General features: G+C 48.5%; 22 protein-coding genes. 10 read left to right on the plus strand and 12 right to left on the minus strand.

From position 1 onward, the window contains the following. Position 1: 1 nt before the first annotated feature. The gene (locus tag FEK46_RS08410; protein ID WP_040080377.1) at positions 2–1,024 is read right to left on the minus strand and encodes a phage major capsid protein, P2 family; all 1,023 of its coding nucleotides are present in this window, start codon (positions 1,022–1,024) and stop codon (positions 2–4) included. A gap of 62 nt (positions 1,025–1,086) precedes the next feature. After that, complete coding sequence (locus tag FEK46_RS08415) at positions 1,087–1,890, minus strand: GPO family capsid scaffolding protein (RefSeq protein WP_135559734.1); 804 nt, start codon at positions 1,888–1,890, stop codon at positions 1,087–1,089. A gap of 161 nt (positions 1,891–2,051) precedes the next feature. On the opposite strand from FEK46_RS08415, the gene FEK46_RS08420 reads away from it, so the two are divergent. From FEK46_RS08420 to FEK46_RS08430, 3 genes are read left to right on the plus strand one after another with little or no spacing between them, the layout of a single operon-like run. Next, complete coding sequence (locus tag FEK46_RS08420; RefSeq protein ID WP_135559735.1) at positions 2,052–3,827, plus strand: terminase family protein; 1,776 nt, start codon at positions 2,052–2,054, stop codon at positions 3,825–3,827. Further along, the gene (locus FEK46_RS08425) at positions 3,824–4,885 is read left to right on the plus strand and encodes a phage portal protein (protein ID WP_135381015.1); all 1,062 of its coding nucleotides are present in this window, start codon (positions 3,824–3,826) and stop codon (positions 4,883–4,885) included. Before FEK46_RS08420 ends, FEK46_RS08425 begins: the two co-directional genes overlap by 4 nt. After that, complete coding sequence (locus FEK46_RS08430) at positions 4,882–5,205, plus strand: ogr/Delta-like zinc finger family protein (protein ID WP_135381013.1); 324 nt, start codon at positions 4,882–4,884, stop codon at positions 5,203–5,205. Before FEK46_RS08425 ends, FEK46_RS08430 begins: the two co-directional genes overlap by 4 nt. Here FEK46_RS08430 and FEK46_RS08435 read toward each other — a convergent pair. From FEK46_RS08435 to FEK46_RS08465, 8 genes are all read right to left on the minus strand, one after another. Further along, the gene (locus FEK46_RS08435; protein ID WP_135381011.1) at positions 5,179–5,385 is read right to left on the minus strand and encodes a hypothetical protein; all 207 of its coding nucleotides are present in this window, start codon (positions 5,383–5,385) and stop codon (positions 5,179–5,181) included. The genes FEK46_RS08430 and FEK46_RS08435 overlap by 27 nt on opposite strands. 125 nt (positions 5,386–5,510) lie before the next feature. Next, the gene (locus tag FEK46_RS08440) at positions 5,511–7,532 is read right to left on the minus strand and encodes a replication endonuclease (RefSeq protein WP_135559736.1); all 2,022 of its coding nucleotides are present in this window, start codon (positions 7,530–7,532) and stop codon (positions 5,511–5,513) included. Between the two features lie 46 nt (positions 7,533–7,578). After that, positions 7,579–7,812, minus strand: coding sequence for a DUF2732 family protein (locus tag FEK46_RS08445; RefSeq protein ID WP_130214845.1), 234 nt, complete (start codon positions 7,810–7,812; stop codon positions 7,579–7,581). A gap of 67 nt (positions 7,813–7,879) precedes the next feature. Further along, positions 7,880–8,281, minus strand: coding sequence for a hypothetical protein (locus FEK46_RS08450; protein WP_130214847.1), 402 nt, complete (start codon positions 8,279–8,281; stop codon positions 7,880–7,882). 11 nt (positions 8,282–8,292) lie between these two features. Next, positions 8,293–8,709: a hypothetical protein gene (locus FEK46_RS08455; RefSeq protein WP_130214849.1), complete on the minus strand. Its 417-nt coding sequence runs from the start codon at positions 8,707–8,709 to the stop codon at positions 8,293–8,295. A gap of 229 nt (positions 8,710–8,938) precedes the next feature. Then, positions 8,939–9,112 carry a phage filamentation protein Fil family protein gene (locus FEK46_RS23385; protein ID WP_165383455.1) on the minus strand — a complete coding sequence of 58 codons (174 nt, stop codon included), beginning with the start codon at positions 9,110–9,112 and terminating at the stop codon, positions 8,939–8,941. A gap of 9 nt (positions 9,113–9,121) precedes the next feature. Then, complete coding sequence (locus FEK46_RS08460) at positions 9,122–9,625, minus strand: phage regulatory CII family protein (protein WP_130214851.1); 504 nt, start codon at positions 9,623–9,625, stop codon at positions 9,122–9,124. Between the two features lie 30 nt (positions 9,626–9,655). Next, on the minus strand, positions 9,656–9,877 hold the full coding sequence (locus FEK46_RS08465) for a regulator (RefSeq protein WP_130214853.1): 222 nt from the start codon (positions 9,875–9,877) through the stop codon (positions 9,656–9,658). Between the two features lie 119 nt (positions 9,878–9,996). Between FEK46_RS08465 and FEK46_RS08470 the strand changes: the two genes are divergently transcribed. From FEK46_RS08470 to opgE, 5 genes are all read left to right on the plus strand, one after another. Further along, the gene (locus FEK46_RS08470; protein WP_130214855.1) at positions 9,997–10,575 is read left to right on the plus strand and encodes a phage repressor protein CI; all 579 of its coding nucleotides are present in this window, start codon (positions 9,997–9,999) and stop codon (positions 10,573–10,575) included. Between the two features lie 14 nt (positions 10,576–10,589). Then, positions 10,590–11,159: a PH domain-containing protein gene (locus tag FEK46_RS08475; protein ID WP_130214857.1), complete on the plus strand. Its 570-nt coding sequence runs from the start codon at positions 10,590–10,592 to the stop codon at positions 11,157–11,159. A gap of 3 nt (positions 11,160–11,162) precedes the next feature. Beyond that, the gene (locus tag FEK46_RS08480; RefSeq protein ID WP_130214859.1) at positions 11,163–12,203 is read left to right on the plus strand and encodes a tyrosine-type recombinase/integrase; all 1,041 of its coding nucleotides are present in this window, start codon (positions 11,163–11,165) and stop codon (positions 12,201–12,203) included. A gap of 167 nt (positions 12,204–12,370) precedes the next feature. Then, positions 12,371–12,499: a manganase accumulation protein MntS gene (gene mntS / locus FEK46_RS08485; RefSeq protein WP_001001761.1), complete on the plus strand. Its 129-nt coding sequence runs from the start codon at positions 12,371–12,373 to the stop codon at positions 12,497–12,499. A 268-nt stretch (positions 12,500–12,767) separates the two neighbouring features. After that, positions 12,768–14,351, plus strand: a complete 1,584-nt coding sequence (gene opgE, locus FEK46_RS08490; RefSeq protein WP_130205143.1) for a phosphoethanolamine transferase — start codon at positions 12,768–12,770, stop codon at positions 14,349–14,351. A gap of 49 nt (positions 14,352–14,400) precedes the next feature. On the opposite strand, the gene ompX is transcribed toward opgE, so the two are convergent. Then, positions 14,401–14,916 carry an outer membrane protein OmpX gene (ompX, locus tag FEK46_RS08495; RefSeq protein WP_105289445.1) on the minus strand — a complete coding sequence of 172 codons (516 nt, stop codon included), beginning with the start codon at positions 14,914–14,916 and terminating at the stop codon, positions 14,401–14,403. A gap of 52 nt (positions 14,917–14,968) precedes the next feature. Then, entirely contained in the window at positions 14,969–15,034 is a 66-nt protein-coding gene (locus FEK46_RS08500; RefSeq protein ID WP_120795379.1) for a protein YliM, read from the minus strand. Between the two features lie 233 nt (positions 15,035–15,267). On the opposite strand from FEK46_RS08500, the gene rhtA reads away from it, so the two are divergent. Beyond that, positions 15,268–16,155, plus strand: a complete 888-nt coding sequence (gene rhtA, locus FEK46_RS08505; protein WP_130259768.1) for a threonine/homoserine exporter RhtA — start codon at positions 15,268–15,270, stop codon at positions 16,153–16,155. A 298-nt stretch (positions 16,156–16,453) separates the two neighbouring features. After that, positions 16,454–16,957: a DNA starvation/stationary phase protection protein Dps gene (dps, locus tag FEK46_RS08510; RefSeq protein ID WP_064530112.1), complete on the plus strand. Its 504-nt coding sequence runs from the start codon at positions 16,454–16,456 to the stop codon at positions 16,955–16,957. Positions 16,958–17,033 lie beyond the last annotated feature (76 nt).

Raw genomic sequence — 17,033 nt, forward strand, 5'->3', positions numbered from 1 at the left:
ATCAACCCTCCACCGGTTCGGAGACTTTGCCGATTGTCACAGCGGATTCATCAATAGCCGCATACAGCTCCGGCACTTCCACCGCGTAACCTTCATTGCGCAGGTATTTGTTTTCGAACTGCTTACGATCTTCAACAAACTCCGCCTTACGCATACGGGTATTGCGCTGGGTGTAGATGTGCAGGTTAGAAAGCGGCGTAACCACCATGCGTTTACCCGGCATAAACGGCGGGATAATAGCCGGACGGCCAGCAATGGTGCTTCCCAGCATCTGCGCCGCGATTTTTTCAGTCGGACGGTCTGCTGCCTGATACAGTCGGTATTGTTCAGCTGCGACCAGATCGGCACCAACCAGAACAACCAGACGCGGGTCATTGCGGAACTGTGCCGGGATTTTGGCGTTAATCAGATCGGACGCCATTGCATCCAGTGATTTGTAATCCCCGGCCTCATCAAGCACCACGGCATCCGTCATAATCTGATTGCCGCCCAGCAGCGTTTTCATACGCTCATGCCAGCCAACGTTCACATCCTCGCCGTTCGGGTTAGTTTCCGGATCAGTGGTTTTCGCGCGACTTTTACCGTTAAAACCAATGCGCAACATATCCAGCGCAAAAGCCTGCGTGGTGAATGCCTGTACCAGGTTGTAAAACTCGTTTTCGTCCTTACCGGCGTTTGCCCAGACAGAAAGCAGATCCCAGCGCAACGCGGCACAGCTGTCTGTTTCAACCAGGGAATAGTCATTACCGTCAACGCCTACCTGACGAATGAAACGGCCATTTTCGCTGCGGCCGGTATGCAGCACAGAGGAACCGACAGAGATCACCTGGCCACTCAGCTGGTCAACATCCAGACAGGTGATCATGTTCAGGAACTCGACGGACTCCAGCAACGCAAGACGCAGCGCATTTTCCTGTGGGTCATTCAGGGAAAAATATCGACTGGTATCACGCGCACCAAACTGCTGCGCCATCCCCGCCGAATATTTATCCAGTAAATCCCGCGCACGATTATTAAGGTGCATAAAACTCCCTCGCAATTAAGCGATTTAAAAATATATTCTGGGCTAATTAGCAATAAAGCGAATTACAGGAAATTAAATTTCCCGGCTTTATCTTTTATAGTACGCCCCGGTGTACGGGTGTTTTTATTACCCAGTTCGTTAAAGCGGGTTACGATTTCTTTTGCTTTATCGCGAATTGCCGCAAATTCCTGCGTATCCACCACTTCAGCAATTGTGTCAACATCACCCTGAACCTCATTCAGTTGAGTTTCAATTTTCGCCACTCGCGCTTCCAGATCGTTCACCACATTGGCAAGCGCCTGTAATTTATCTTCATCCGGAGCAAGATTATCCTGCGGCGTTTCATCTTCAAACTTTGGCTTAATACCAAACAGTTTCTGCCAGTTCTTCATTCTTGCTTCCTGTTTAATTTTTCCGTCGCGGGAAATTACACAGCTGTAATATCCCTGCTTTGTTAATTTATTGCGCCGACTACTAAAGCGCAGCCGTGTGGTGCCAACGCTGGCAGGTGTATCTGTTACCGCCAGCCCTTTCAGGTAAGTACGCCCGCTACCGCGCCAGTTATCTTCCGGCTCAATGGAGAAGAACAAAAGCTGATCTTCATGATTTGCGAAAATCAGACGCATATTCGGGCAAAGGCTGACATATAACCGTGCCAGTCCATCTTCACCATCATTCCAGGTGGCTTCCAGCACTTCACCAAAATTCCCGCAATCATCCTCATGTTCTGGCCAGATTAAAGCGACATAGTGGCTATAGTCATAGGTTTCCCCCATATCAATGATCCACTGCCGTTTAATTACCCTGCCATCAACGGTATCCCCTTCAGTAGCAACACACAGCCAGTCAGTTTTTAAATGTGACATATCCCCCCTGTTCCACTCCCTGACGCTGCAAATCAATTATTGCCAAATAAAACCGCCACCGCATTACGCTTTATTCTGAACAGTTCGGTTATAACGCTTTACCGAACAGACACGAATTAACACCACCGTTTTTTCATCACAGCCACGGCATAATTATCCGCATGGCTAAATACTCTGAAGAATTAAAAGGCGTTGTTCGCGCACTTTATCTGCGCCGCTATACGCCAAAGGAAATCGCATCTGAATTAAATCTGCCGAATGCGCGGATCGTTTACTACTGGGCGGAGAAATACAGCTGGGCGGATTTGCTCAGTTTTGAAAGCACAGAGGAAGCAATTGAACGCCGTTACCAGCTGCTGGCCAGCCGCGATAACAAAACCGATCTCGACCTGAAAGAAATGGACATGCTCATTGCTCATGCCACGAAACTGCGTGCGCAGAGTAATAAACACAAAGAGAAAATGGCCAGCGGTCAGAGTTCCGGGCAAGCAGCTGCGCGGGACAACAATGACAACGAACCACGCAGCAAACGGAAATACAAGAAAAACGATATTACGTCGCTGACGCAGGAGGACTTTGACGCATGGGCTGAAGAACATCTTTTTGAATATCAGAAACACCTGCGCAATAACATTGGCCAGCTTGTCAGGAACATCCTGAAAAGCCGCCAGATCGGTGCGACCTGGTATTTTGCGTTTGAAGCGTTTGAAAACGCGGTGATGACCGGCGATCCGCAAATCTTTCTGTCAGCGTCAAAGGCACAGGCTGAAGTGTTCCGGTCTTACATCGTGAATATTGCAGAGCAGTATTTCGGTATTACGCTAACCGGCAACCCGATCCGCTTAAGCAACGGCGCAGAACTGCGTTTTCTCTCCACCAACAAAAACACTGCCCAGTCCTACAGTGGCCACCTGTACTGTGACGAATATTTCTGGGTGCCAAACTTTGCAAAACTTAACGAAGTGGCCAGCGCAATGGCCACACATGACAAGTGGCGCACCACCTATTTTTCAACGCCATCGGCAAAAACGCACCAGGCTTACCCGTTCTGGACGGGCGATGAGTGGAAACAGGGCAGTAAAAAACGTGCGGCCATTAAGTTTCCGTCCTTTAACGAAATGCGTGACGGCGGGCGACTCTGCCCGGATGGGCAATGGCGCTACGTCATTACGATGGGAGATGCCATTGCGGGCGGTTTCAACCTGGCGAACATCGAGAAACTTCGCAACCGCTACAACGACGCCACTTTTAACATGCTCTATATGTGCGTGTTCGTTGACAGCAAAGATTCCGTTTTCAGCTTTTCCGATCTGGAAGCCTGCGGTGTTGAAATCGACACCTGGCAGGATCACAACCCTGATGCAGCGCGGCCATTTGGTGACAGGCCGGTATGGGGTGGCTTTGACCCGGCTCGCAGCGGTGATTTGTCCTGTTTTGTCATCATCGCACCGCCGATACTCGCCGTGGAGAAATTCCGCGTTCTGAAGGTGATTTACTGGAAAGGCATGAACTTCCGGTACCAGGCAAAACAGATCGAGCAATTGTTTAAAAAATACAACTTCACTTATCTGGGTGTGGACGTTACCGGCATTGGCCAGGGTGTTTTTGACAACATTCAGCATTTTGCCATGCGCGTGGCCGTCCCTATTCGTTACGACCTTAACACCAAAAATCAACTGGTGCTGAAAGCGGTGGACGTGGTGGAAAGCCAACGTATTGAGTGGGATAAAAACCTGAAAGAGATCGCTGCCAGCTTTATGTCTGTGCGCCGAACCACCACACAAAGCGGCAACGCCATGACGTTTGTCGCTGACCGCAGCCAGGATACTGGCCACGCGGAGGCGTTCTGGGCGATTACCCACGGTCTGCATAACGAACCCCTTAACTATGAAAACAAACCTAAATCCCGCTGGGGTGTAAGGAAAGAGGCTGCATGAGTAAAAAGAAACGCTTTGTTAAGCGCGACCAGCGCGGCGACAAATCAAAAAAGATGAGCATTATCACATTCGGCAAACCTGAACCGGTTCTGACTACCGGCACAGATTACCGTGATATCTGGTACGACAATGCCGCCGATCACTTCACCCAGCCGATTGACCGGCTGGCACTCGCACAGCTGATTAATCTTAACGGTCAGCACGGCGGCATCATTCACGCCCGCAAAAACATGATTGTTTCAGATTACTTGGGTGGCGGACTTATTCACGACCAGCTGGAAGCGGCAGCGTATGACTATATAACCTTTGGGGATATTGCGATTGCCAAAATTCGTAACGGCTGGGGAGACGTGATCGCACTTGAACCCTTACCCGGTCTGTATATACGCCGCCGCAAAGTCAGAGATAACGCCCTGGATAAGCCCGGTGACTACGTAGTGTTACAGGAAGGGGAACCGCAGATATGGCCAGAAGAAGATATTATCTTTATCAAAATGTATGACCCGCAACAGCATATCTACGGACTGCCGGACTACATCGGCGGTGTGCATTCCGCGTTACTTAACAGTGAAGCGGTCATTTTCCGACGCCGCTACTACCACAACGGTGCACACACAGGCGGAATTCTTTATACCCGCGATCCCAGCATGACGGACGAAATGGAGGAAGAAATTGAACAGCAGCTGCGTGACAGCAAAGGGATCGGGAACTTCTCCACCATCCTTGTAAACATTCCCGGCGGAGACGGCGACGCCATCAAGTTCATTGAAATGGGTGATATTTCTGCTAAGGATGAATTTGCCAACATCAAGAACATCAGCGCACAGGACATTCTGAACGCGCACCGTTTCCCTGCCGGCCTCGCCGGTATTGTCCCGCAGAATACTGCCGGACTGGGGGATGTTGAAAAGGCTGAACGCATTTATAAGAAAAGCGAAATTGCGCCCATCCAGCGCCGTTTCATGCTGGCCGTTAACAACGATCCCGAAATACCGGAAAGGTTGCACCTAAACTTTGATTTAAGTTACATAGAATCAATAGATAAAGGTGCGGCATGATGCGAAACTGGCTAAAATCCATGCTTCATTTAACAGCTGGAGCATGGAATATGCGAGTTCTGAAAATCGAATGCCCGGAATGCGGCTCAAAGGCTGTTATTCGTAAAACGAACAGGAAGCATCGGCAAATTGCAGATATTTACTGCGCCTGTTCAGATGTTGAATGTGGCCACACATTTGTTATGAATCTGACATTTTCCCACACTCTCAGCCCCAGCGCTAAAACGGGTGATGCGGTGGTGCAAAAAATACTGAGTGCACTTTCTCCCGCTCAGCGCCAGGTAGCATTAGATTTACTGAAAGTGACTCCCGCTGCCTAAAAAGCCCCCAGAATGAGGGCTTTTCCCTTCCTTTCTAACCATTTTGTGAACCTCTTCCGCAAGTTCTCCAATCCAGGCCAAAGCGATTGTTTTTTCTCTCTGGTTACTTTCGTAATCATGGGCAATTTTAGCTAATAACTCAATGCGTTCCAGCTGTGCCGACGCCTCCAAAAGATCCATTTAGCCCCCACAAGCAATAGTGACTGGATAAGTATCCAGTATACCGTACACCGTAAAGCACGAATAGTGAAATTTAATTTCCTTCCATCTACTGAGAAATGCATGCATTTCACATATTTACCCTGCTAGACCCACCCCGGCCATAACTCGTTTAATGGCTCGTTTTGAATCTCTTTAAGCCACCCATTACGGTAAACCAGTCCCCCTTGGCCAAACATCAAACCACTACCCCGTAGGAGAATGGCTATTTCTTCATTAGAACCGTTAAAACCCCGACTGCATAATTCCAGTTTTAACCGTCTGAGGATTCCCCCCTCCGTACAGTTATTGACAGAACTCCAAGGGGCGGCGTTGCCGCCAGAAACCCCCGCCTCCGCTGGCGCTTCGGCCAACTTCGCAACCTTTTGCCACTTAACCAGACGGGTGCAAACTTCCGAATCAGGAACCAAAGGAGAATAAACCCCCTGTACGCGCTGCACGTCCTCTGCGTACTCGTTGCCCTGTTCCGTAATTTCATAGGCCAGACGAACAACCAGATCACGGCGGGCAATCAGTGCGCCACCCTGTGCTTGGGTGTATGCAGCCCAATCGCCAACATCAGCAGCGGCCAGAACCGCATCCATTCTGCGATCTGTCAGCACCAGATCCCGCAACCGACGCAGCTCACGCCAGACGGTTACCGGCGCACCACCAATCTGCTGAAACTGACGAATGCGCCAGCGTGAAGCCCATGCAGAAACGGACTTAGCCATATCACGCAGGTTTTCGCCGGTTTCTTCGTCCTGCTCACCATCCAACGCAAAACCATCAATATTTTTTGAAATGTATTTCGCGATGTAGCCCGTGGCTGAACCTTTGTCGGGATCGATAGCTTCAACGTGAAAACGTGCCTTAAGCGCCTTTTCAGATTGCAGTTCCTCAGAATCGGTAATTCTGGCGTGATAGCAAAGAATATCGCGTACCGTGTCCACGTCCTGCAGACGCATAAAAAGCAACATATGCCAGTGCGGTGTCCCGTCATGGTGTGGCTCAACAACCCGAAACCCAAATACATGAATACCCGCACGCGAGATCGCTGCGCGTGCTTTTGCCCATACGCCGCATAAATAGCGCTGGGTATCCTGCGGTGTACATCCATCCCATTGCGATACAAAGCCACCTTTGCTGTGCACTGCGTGGAAACGTGATGGCGCGGTGATGGTGTAAAACTCACCGGCCAGCCCTTCTTCATTGGCCATATCTTCAAACCCTCGCATTCTTACCATTAGTTCACATCGACGGATCGCCGGATTTGCAACGCTGCGGTGCACCATGCTGTCCAGTGCAATGCGCAGCCCCTCATCATTCAGCAGATCAAACTTTTTAAAGAACTCCAGATTCCGCTTTTTCTGGTCTATCCATTCGTCCAGTGTTTTGCGGGATACATAAGCGCTGGCCGCTTTTTGTACCTGTCCCACCGCGATGGCCATATGTTCGCGCTGCATATCACGCGCACGTTTAAGACGTAGGTACCACCATTCCGGCGCCATCATGCGCAGTATCCCGGATTCCGCCTTACGCATTTCCAGTTGACCTTCATTGGCCTCATGTTCAGCCCAGTACGGCGGCTGGTTATTCAGCATCAGGCAACCCGCGCAAAGATGGCGGTATGATTCCAAGGTGCGGCGATGCAGCTCTCTGGCGTCGTCAGTGCCGGAGTCAAACTGTTCGGTGAAGTCATAAAGTGACTGGGAAATCCAACCAGATACCTGGCCAGCCAGTTTTTTAAGATCAGGACGGTCTAGTGACGGCAAGCGCTCCAGCGACTTACCAAAAGGAAGATCGGCAGCGTCAGCGGCCAGCGAGTAACGCGCAGCCACTTTGCGCAGACGTGGCAATACACTCCCGCCGATAGTCTGGCGCAGGAATGTATTGGCACAGCGACGCCCGTCACGACCAGCAAACAGCTTTTCGTAACGACGGCCAAAATACCCGGCTAACCAGTCGGGTATCTCATGAAGGTACCGGGCTCTCCATTCATAATCCTGCGGATTTACAGCCCACAAACGGCGTTCTGTGATTGTCGCGTCTGCCGGTATGCAAGATGCGAAAGTTTCACGCCGCCACGTATCGACAGCATAGAAGTGTTCCTTTATAGCCAACATCATATGCTGGCCTCAAGAAGCGATGGCGAAGGACATTTTAGTGGTGTTTTTATTGCCATGCCGCACCGCCTTTGCTGCAAATAGCCTCGGCCTCTTCTCGGATCAACTCAACGATTTCCGCTGCGCTTAAACCTTCATTTGCTGCATGAGTGGCCAGCTTATCCAGGCGGATGGAACACAGGTCAGCAACTGCGGCTTTACCTTCCTGCGTGGCTTTAGCAAGCATGTCCAGTAGATCAGTACCAAGCTTTGTTGCGGGTAAATCCTGATGTGTCATATACATTTTGGGTTCCCTTAAGGCAAAAGAATCCCCGGCCACTTGAACTGTGACCAAAAATTCAGACAGTTAATTAGTGAAAATGGGTTAGTACTGTGGCGGCTGAATAGTTCGGTGCCGGAATCAGATGCAGCTCATAGGTTGTCTGCCACCACTCCTGGATTATTGATTTTATCTCGCCAACACCCAGCGCCCCGGCTGTATAGAAAATCGCGCGAATCCCTGCCAGCGCTTCGATCTGCGCATCTTTGCTCTGTGCTTCGCGGTACACGCAGCACCAGAAAGCGGCATTAATAGCTAACCAGTGGCGCAGATTCATCATGTGTTCGGCGTCATTGAAAAAGAAAGGATGCAAAGCGATGCGACCATTTTCACTGGTGTTTTTCGCTGCAAACGATACAACATAGATATGAGGGACGCCCCATACAGCGAGTTCTTCCCGCAACGATTTACCCTCAACGGAAATAATGGTCATTAGTGATTCCTCTATTGCTGGAACTTATGGACGATATGAGGCGCGATCACCATCTGCACCCCACTATTACTACAAATTGGATGTGCTTTTTTTATTGGCCGATTCGCGGTACGTTTCGAAAAATCGCTGTCACGTAAACTGCCAAAACCGTCAAATGTTAATCGCGCCCGTGATATCCCCTGACGCAGTTGAATCATGTACCGATAGCCCAGGCGTTCATAAATCTCCCGCCAGCAGCATTTGCATAAATGAGCTTTAAATACTCTGGAACCTGAAGTAATCGCAGCAGCATGAAGAACCACACCGCGCCATTCTGGTGTTAAGTCGTCCCACCATTCAGCGGCCTTACTGCTTTCGCTGAAATATTTACGGCGGATCTGTTTTAATTGCTCAAGTCCACGCTTTTGCTGTTCCTGACTAATCGCCATAGCGCCCTCTTCCCACCGTGCTGTGATAGTTAACGATCAAAGTTGAAAGACAGACGACGGACAAGACGTGGCGCGCGACAAAACGGAACGTCCAAACAAGAGTGATTGTGAAACCACACGCGCCCGCGTTCATCTCCCTGGCGGCTACTTTCTAGATGGCGCTTTATGGTGAAATACACTATCGTGCCGCTGGTTTTTTTAGGCTTGCGCATATTATTCCCCTTTAGATTTATAACCCCATCAAACGCCACCACCACGGGCGGCGCTGTTGCTGGCCATTGAATTTGTACATGTGACCGGGGTTCCAACGCTGCCCGTTGGGCAGTTCTATCCAACCCGTTGATCCACTTGGCAACTGCATTGCTGGTGATTCATTTTTCAGGTAGGTGGCAAACGCTTTCATAGTGCTCTCTCATATCAGGCCGGTGGCATTGATTGTGACCAGCGCTACCGCAGCGGCCAGGACGGGCGTAGAGTGAAAACGACTTTCCACGGTATAAGCCAGCACGGATAAGCTACGAATTGCATCGCGGGCGCGATCCAGAATTTGAGTACGACGAGCGGCAGTCATATGGCAAGTTGATACGGCTTCCCCAGCAATCGCCCCCACGCACGCAGTGGCGCTAAGAGCACACAGTTGCATGTTGCCTTCAGTGGCATTATTCACAGGCACGGATGGCAGGCAGTTAATTTGGCTTAACATCCCATCCAGTAAACGTGCATCTTCGGTGTAATCCGTAATGGATATAAGCTCATCGCACGTTAAACGGTGCGGTTGCGCTGGATTTAGTTTGTTGCGCAGGATCTGCGGCCTTATACCAACGGCAACAGCCACATCTTCAAGATTGTGCTCAATTGCAAATGCTCGGCAAGCCGCATCAAATCGCGCATGTTTAGAGATCTGGTAATCAAACATTGTTTGCCTCTCGCTAATCCGTAGGATGAATTACGCGTTAAGTGAAATATCACATTCACTTAAAGCCTGAATGGTTAGCGCGGCCATGTTGACCTCAACCAGGCCTTTCTTCTGCTTACCCTTAGGTTTAATGGGCAATTTCCCGTATTCGATCAGATTTCTGGCAGTTTCTTTGTTTGTACCAGTACGACGGCAATATTCGTCTAAAGGCAGGTAAGGTTCCGGTATGATGATTGTAATGCTCGGACGCATAAGGCAAACTCCATTAGTCAACCTGTACGGTAATACAGGGCTGTAACTGTCAATATTCACTTAAACCTACAAAGCAGAGTTTAAACTCGCTTTGAGAAAGATTTCAAGGAAAAATTTTCGTGAAGCTACAAATTGAATTTTCTCATGGCGGATCAGAAGTCTTGGACAGAGTCATCCAGGCGTATGGTTTCAACACAAAATTAGCCCTGGCCGAACATCTTGATATAGCAAGTAGCAGCCTGGCTAATCGCTACAAGAGGGATTTTTTTCCAGCAGATATCGTTGTTAGATGCATGGCTGAAACGGGAGCAACTCTGGAATGGCTTGCGACTGGGCAAGGAAGAAAGTTTAACGATGACGAATTAGACATCATGAAACTGCCGCGTAAGAAGATTGTGGACGGAAAACTCTATGATTCCGGTTTGCTAATGCTCGATAAGGTTACTTTTTTACCTGGTAAGCCTTTACCACAGAATCCAATCTGTGTGATTGACAACGCAATGCAGTACATTGTTGATCAACACTTTCCCGAAGTTTACGACGATGATTGGTTAGTTGAAATTGAAGGAAAAACAAGTGTGAGAACCCTTACGCGCATCCCCGTAGGCAAAGTTCGAGTGAGTGGCGTTGGGATGGCATTTGATTGCGCTATCGAAGATATAAAAATTTTAGGTCGTATTATCTTAACTATAAAATAATAAGGAAAATTATAATGATAGATTACAAGACTGCATCTAAAGACCAATTAAAAGTAGAAATGAAACGATTGTCTGCCGCTGTTTCAGATACGCCATTTGGTACAAAAAAAGAATTTTTTCATCTTCCCGAAGTTTTAAACACCGGCGAGGAACCGCTTGGCATAGTAAGCGGTATGATGGATGGCAACACCTGGTTAATAACTTTAACTAACCAACGCGTTATCTTCCTCGATAAAGGGATGATATTTGGTGTTAAGCAGGTCGATATTAGCCTTCGTAACATTGTAAGCGTTGGCGGAAAGACTGGACTGATATTTGGTGAGATAATGATTTCAACAAGCGGACAGAATTACACCATAAAAAACGTTATAAAATCCTCCGTAATTCCTTTTACCAACCTTGTTAATGAGACAAGGAATAGTCTGGACAAGCCACAAGTTATCACCGCTCCTACAAGCTCCAACGAAAAATCTTCATTTGATGATGTCATGGATAAAATTGAACGTTTGGCTGAAATGAAAGCAGAAGGCATTCTTACTGAAGAAGAATTTCAGCAGCAAAAACAACGCATTTTAAACAGCTAAGCTATGTCTGTAAGAAAATTAACAAATGGCCAGTGGATTGCCGATTTCTACACGGTGGATCGAAGCAATGGTAAAGCCGGTAAGCGTATTCGTAAAAAATTCGCTACAAAAGGCGAAGCCCTGGCCTACGAGAACTATACGCTTCAGCAAGTGGAGAACTCCCCCTGGCTTGGCGAGGGTAAAGACCTCCGTACTCTAAGCGACCTAATCAACATGTGGTACGAACGCCACGGCGTAGCTTTGCGCAACGGTCAAAAGCGTAAAGACGCAATGACATGGGCGGCGGAGTGTATGGGATTCCCGCTGGCCACAGAGTTTAATGCTCAACTGTTTACAGCATACCGCGCAAAAAGGCTTGATGGGCATTATGCCCGCACTAACAGAGTATCCAAGGTTTCCCCGAAAACAATGAACCTTGAACATGCTTACTTTCTGGCTATGTTCAATGAGCTTAAACGGATTGGAGAATGGTCAGCCCCTAACCCACTGGAAAACGTCAGACAGTATCGCACTGATGAAACCGAAATGGCTTTCCTCACTGCTGAAGAAATTGATCGGCTTTTGCTGGAATGCAAACGCAGTAAAGTAAGTTACTTAGAGTTAGTAGTAAAAATTTGCCTGGCGACCGGCGCAAGGTGGAATGAAGCGGCGACACTCAAAAGCTCCCAGATTGCTGGCGGAAAAGTCACCTTCATAAAAACAAAAGGGAAAAGGAACCGTACCATTCCCTTAGATGATGAACTTCTGGCTGAAATTTCGGAAACAAAAGGCGCTCTGTTTCCGAAGCCCTGCTATAACGCTTTTCGTTCCGCCCTGGAACGTGCAGGTATTGAATTGCCTTCTGGTCAGCTAACCCACGTATTACGCCATACATTTGCCAGCCACTTTATGATGAATGGCGGGAACATTCTGGTTCTGCAAAAAATTCTCGGCCACGCTGACATCACTATGACAATGCGTTATGCCCATTTCGCCCCAAGCCACCTTGAAGATGCTATGCGACTTAACCCCTTAAAATGTCGCAAAAATGTCGCTGCAGCTTAGAAATACTGCCGAATACTCACAGATATTAACTAACGTAACTTATTGATAACACTGTAAGTTATTGTTTTTCGTAGATAGTTGATGCTTTATAATATAGCCTGTGCTATATCTGTATGTAATGCAATCATCCCTCATGGAACGACGGGATTAGCAAGTCAGGAGGTCTTATGAATGAGTTCAAGAGGTGTATGCGCGTGTTTAGTCACTCTCCCTTTAAAGTACGCTTAATGCTGCTCTCGATGTTGTGCGATATGGTCAACAACAAACCGCAGCAAGATAAACCTTCCGATAAATAGCGGCGTCGCGGTACGCCGCTTTACTCCTGCTTTATTGCAGGCATAGATTGTTCTGGATTGCCCCCCCACTTTTTATCGGATTTGCTATTCTCTTCGCAAAAGATTTGTTCCTCAGTAGTTGACCTGAACGGCAGCTCGCTCTATCTTCTTGCAGCCCTGCGTATATTGCGGCTCGCAGATGCGGACCCTTCCCCCTCTTCACGCACTCTTGCAGGTATTGACCCTTGACGCCAGGGTAAGCACATGGCGTTTGTTACGATAGTGGCATATGAACTTAACCCTTAAAGAATCGCTTGTTTCCCGTAGCCGGGTTTTTAGCCCGTGGACTGCGTTCTACTTTTTACAGTCGCTATTGATTAACCTTGGTTTAGGTTATCCCTTTAGTTTTCTCTATACCGCCGCTTTTACTGCCATTTTGCTTTTGTTATGGCGGATGTTGCCGCGCGTGCAAAAAACCTTAATAGGCGTCTGTTCGCTGGTGGCGGCCTGTTATTTCCCTTTTGCTCAGGCGTATGGTGCGCCTAACTTCAATACATTGCTGGCGCTGCATTCCACCAATATGGAAGAGTCGACCGAAATTCTTACGATCTTCCCGTGGTATAGCTATCTGGTCGGCTTATTTATTTTTGCGCTCGGCGTGATTGCGATCAGGCGGAAAAAAGAGAATGAAAAAGCACGCTGGAATAAATTCGACAGCCTGTGTCTGGTATTCAGTGTGGCGACATTTTTTGTCGCTCCGGTTCAAAATCTCGCCTGGGGCGGCGTATTTAAACTTAAAGACACCGGTTATCCGGTATTTCGTTTTGCCAGGGATGTCATCGTCAACAATAACGAGGTGATTGAAGAGCAGGAACGGATGGCGAAACTTTCCGGGATGAAAGATACCTGGACAGTCACCGCAGTTAAACCCAAATATCACACTTATGTGGTGGTCATTGGCGAAAGCGCACGCCGCGATGCCCTCGGTGCCTTTGGCGGTCACTGGAACAATACCCCGTTTACCAGCAGCGTTAACGGCCTGATTTTTTCTGATTATATTGCTGCCAGTGGCTCCACGCAGAAATCTCTCGGATTAACGCTTAACCGCGTAGTCGATGGCAAGCCACAGTTTCAGGATAACTTTGTGACCCTGGCCAACCGAGCAGGATTCCAGACCTGGTGGTTTTCTAATCAGGGGCAAATAGGCGAATACGATACAGCTATCGCCAGCATCGCTAAACGTGCAGATGAAGTGCAATTCCTGAAAAACGGTAATTTTGAAGCAGATAAGAACGCTAAAGACGAAGAACTACTGACAATGACCGCTCAGGTATTGGCGGAAGAACACTCGCAGCCGCAACTGATTGTTTTGCATCTGATGGGCTCACATCCTCAGGCCTGTGACCGGACACAAGGCAAATACGAAACCTTTGTACAATCGAAAGAAACATCGTGCTATCTCTACACCATGACGCAAACTGACGATTTACTGCGCAAACTGTACGACCAGTTACGCAACAGCGGCAGCAGTTTCTCCATGGTTTATTTTTCAGACCACGGTTTAGCCTTTAAAGAACGCGGAAAAGAAGTTCAATACCTGGCCCACGATGATAAATATCAGCAGAATTTCCAGGTGCCTTTTATGGTCATTTCCAGCGACGATAAAGCGCATCGGGTGATTAAAGCCCGCCGTTCAGCCAATGATTTCTTAGGTTTTTTCTCACAGTGGACGGGAATTAAAGCGCAGGAAATCAACATCAACTACCCGTTTATTTCCGAGAAGAAAGCCGGGCCAATCTACATCACCAACTTCCAGTTACAGAAGGTGGACTACAACCATCTCGGAACCGATATTTTCGACCCGAAATCCTAAGATAAAAAAATCCGCCCCGAGGGGCGGATTTTTTATATCACCGAAGTGATTAGAAGCGGTAACCAACACCGGCGATCCAGGTGCCTACGTCAACGCTACGAATACGGCTCTGCTCGTAAGAGAAGTCCAGAGCAACGTTTTCGATCGGGTTGAACTGCAGACCTGCGCCGTAGGAGAAACCGTAGTCGCTGGTGTCGTGTTTATAGGTCGGGTAGTTGGTGTCCTGGAATTTACCGTAGCCCACACCTACAACACCGTAGATGCTCGCCCAGTCGTTGATGCGGTATGCCGGACCAGCAGTGATGCCGTAGTACTGGGTTTTGTTGTAATCGCCTGCACTGTTAGTACGACTTTTTTCAGTGTAAGTGAAAGAACCGATCACACCCAGCGGGCTGTTGTCTTCTTCATAGCGGTATTTCAGGTTGAAACCGCCCATTTTGTTCATTTTGCCCTGAGCGTCGCTCTGAGCGTAACCGCCAGTTACGGTAGAAGTAGCAGCTACGGAAGTACCTGCGGTGAAAGCCAGAACTGCGGCCAGTGCTGAAAGACATGCAATTTTTTTCATAACCACCTCAAATGTGATTCAAATAAGTCCTAAGCTTTAAATATATCAAAAATTAATGGGAAACTCTTCGCGATTTGTGATGTCTAACGGGCCATTTCATGTAACAGAACGTTTCCACATGCCGCTATCCATCTAAATTTACATCATTTTTTCAGTGAACTGCGTAAGTATTACGCATATTTTCACTGCCGTTCATCCAGATTATTCCTAATCGCCAAGCTGATGAATCAATCAATCCTGGCGCATTTTAGTCAAATCGGGGAAAAATTTTTCAACAAATGCTCAACCAGTTTTAGTTATATCCAGTACACTCCTCGCTTTACCTGACTATACAAATTTATGGGGGAACGGATGCCAGGGACATTACGTAAAATGCCGGTCTGGTTACCGATATTATTATTGCTCGTTGCCATGGCGTCTATTCAGGGCGGGGCCTCATTAGCAAAGTCGCTTTTTCCACTGGTCGGCGCGCCGGGCGTGACTGCACTGCGCCTGGCGCTGGGAACACTGATTCTTATCGCATTCTTTAAACCGTGGCGACTGCGGTTTGCCAAGGAACAGCGCTTGCCGCTGTTGTTTTACGGCATCTCACTGGGGGGAATGAACTATCTTTTTTATCTTTCTATTCAGACCGTACCGCTTGGGATTGCGGTGGCGCTGGAATTCACCGGACCACTGGCAGTGGCGCTGTTCTCTTCACGCCGCCCCGTAGACTTTGTTTGGGTTGTGCTGGTGGTACTCGGCCTGTGGTTCCTGCTGCCGCTGGGGCAGGATGTTTCGCATGTCGACCTAACCGGCTGTGCGCTGGCGCTCGGTGCCGGTGCTTGTTGGGCTATCTACATATTAAGTGGGCAACGCGCCGGTGCGGAACACGGCCCGGCGACGGTGGCAATCGGTTCGCTGATTGCGGCGCTTATTTTCGTGCCGATTGGCGCATTCCAGGCCGGAGAGGCGCTCTGGCACTGGTCGGTTGTTCCATTGGGTCTGGCTGTCGCTATCCTCTCTACCGCTCTGCCCTATTCGCTTGAGATGATTGCCCTCACCCGTCTGCCGACCCGGACATTTGGTACGCTAATGAGTATGGAACCTGCACTGGCTGCCGTTTCCGGAATGATTTTCCTCGGTGAGACATTGGCGCCAATACAACTACTGGCCCTCGGCGCGATTATTGCCGCCTCAATGGGCTCAACGCTGACAGCGCGCAAAGAGACTAAAATTAAAGAATTAGATATTAATTAAAGCTAGCTTTCTGCATGGTTATGCATAACCATGCAGAATATTACACGACTCTTCATCCCTGCCCTTTTTATATATCTTGTTATCCTAAAACCTATTCTCTCTGAATAGCTCGCGTAAAAAAGAAAATAAGAATCGCCTCCAGCAATATACATAACTATGTGAATTTATATGGTTTTTATTTTTCACGCTTGTTACCGCTATTAGTGTGATAGGGACAGCCAGAATAGCGGAACACCAGGGTGGTGCTATACTTAGTCTCGTTAATTACTGGGACACAACATCAAGAGGATATGAAATTATGAGTACCGCTAAATTAGTTAAAGCAAAAGCGACAAATCTGCTTTATACCCGCAACGATGTCTCTGACAGCGAGAAGAAAGCGACAGTTGAGTTGCTGAATCGCCAGGTTATCCAGTTTATTGATCTCTCTTTGATTACCAAACAAGCGCACTGGAACATGCGCGGCGCTAACTTCATTGCCGTACATGAGATGCTGGATGGTTTCCGTACCGCACTGACCGATCACCTGGATACTATGGCAGAGCGCGCGGTGCAGCTAGGCGGCGTTGCCCTTGGTACCACTCAAGTTATTAACAGCAAAACCCCGCTGAAAAGCTACCCGCTGGACATCCACAGCGTTCAGGATCACCTGAAAGAACTGGCTGACCGTTACGCGATTGTCGCTAATGATGTACGTAAAGCGATTGGCGAAGCGAAAGATGACGACACCGCAGATATCCTGACCGCCGCTTCCCGCGACCTGGATAAATTCTTGTGGTTTATCGAATCTAATATCGAATAAATCCATCGCAGATGGTGCAGAACTTAAGTAAGCGATAAAGGCGGCTTCCTGGCAGGAAGCCGTTTTGTATTGCTGC

This window comes from Escherichia sp. E4736, from assembly GCF_005781225.1.
Taxonomy (GTDB): domain Bacteria; phylum Pseudomonadota; class Gammaproteobacteria; order Enterobacterales; family Enterobacteriaceae; genus Escherichia.

Excerpts from the sequence above, each read along its gene's own strand:
- ompX (WP_105289445.1), bottom strand. The coding sequence starts at position 14,916 with ATGAAAAAAATTGCATGTCTTTCAGCACTGGCCGCAGTTCTGGCTTTC.
- FEK46_RS08430 (WP_135381013.1), top strand. The coding sequence starts at position 4,882 with ATGATGCGAAACTGGCTAAAATCCATGCTTCATTTAACAGCTGGAGCA.
- FEK46_RS08415 (WP_135559734.1), bottom strand. The coding sequence starts at position 1,890 with ATGTCACATTTAAAAACTGACTGGCTGTGTGTTGCTACTGAAGGGGAT.
- FEK46_RS08425 (WP_135381015.1), top strand. The coding sequence starts at position 3,824 with ATGAGTAAAAAGAAACGCTTTGTTAAGCGCGACCAGCGCGGCGACAAA.
- FEK46_RS08445 (WP_130214845.1), bottom strand. The coding sequence starts at position 7,812 with ATGTATATGACACATCAGGATTTACCCGCAACAAAGCTTGGTACTGAT.
- FEK46_RS08465 (WP_130214853.1), bottom strand. The coding sequence starts at position 9,877 with ATGCGTCCGAGCATTACAATCATCATACCGGAACCTTACCTGCCTTTA.
- FEK46_RS08475 (WP_130214857.1), top strand. The coding sequence starts at position 10,590 with ATGATAGATTACAAGACTGCATCTAAAGACCAATTAAAAGTAGAAATG.
- FEK46_RS08460 (WP_130214851.1), bottom strand. The coding sequence starts at position 9,625 with ATGTTTGATTACCAGATCTCTAAACATGCGCGATTTGATGCGGCTTGC.
- dps (WP_064530112.1), top strand. The coding sequence starts at position 16,454 with ATGAGTACCGCTAAATTAGTTAAAGCAAAAGCGACAAATCTGCTTTAT.
- FEK46_RS08420 (WP_135559735.1), top strand. The coding sequence starts at position 2,052 with ATGGCTAAATACTCTGAAGAATTAAAAGGCGTTGTTCGCGCACTTTAT.
- FEK46_RS08480 (WP_130214859.1), top strand. The coding sequence starts at position 11,163 with ATGTCTGTAAGAAAATTAACAAATGGCCAGTGGATTGCCGATTTCTAC.
- FEK46_RS08435 (WP_135381011.1), bottom strand. The coding sequence starts at position 5,385 with ATGGATCTTTTGGAGGCGTCGGCACAGCTGGAACGCATTGAGTTATTA.
- FEK46_RS08440 (WP_135559736.1), bottom strand. The coding sequence starts at position 7,532 with ATGATGTTGGCTATAAAGGAACACTTCTATGCTGTCGATACGTGGCGG.
- FEK46_RS08450 (WP_130214847.1), bottom strand. The coding sequence starts at position 8,281 with ATGACCATTATTTCCGTTGAGGGTAAATCGTTGCGGGAAGAACTCGCT.
- FEK46_RS08410 (WP_040080377.1), bottom strand. The coding sequence starts at position 1,024 with ATGCACCTTAATAATCGTGCGCGGGATTTACTGGATAAATATTCGGCG.
- opgE (WP_130205143.1), top strand. The coding sequence starts at position 12,768 with ATGAACTTAACCCTTAAAGAATCGCTTGTTTCCCGTAGCCGGGTTTTT.
- FEK46_RS23385 (WP_165383455.1), bottom strand. The coding sequence starts at position 9,112 with ATGAAAGCGTTTGCCACCTACCTGAAAAATGAATCACCAGCAATGCAG.
- FEK46_RS08455 (WP_130214849.1), bottom strand. The coding sequence starts at position 8,709 with ATGGCGATTAGTCAGGAACAGCAAAAGCGTGGACTTGAGCAATTAAAA.
- rhtA (WP_130259768.1), top strand. The coding sequence starts at position 15,268 with ATGCCAGGGACATTACGTAAAATGCCGGTCTGGTTACCGATATTATTA.
- mntS (WP_001001761.1), top strand. The coding sequence starts at position 12,371 with ATGAATGAGTTCAAGAGGTGTATGCGCGTGTTTAGTCACTCTCCCTTT.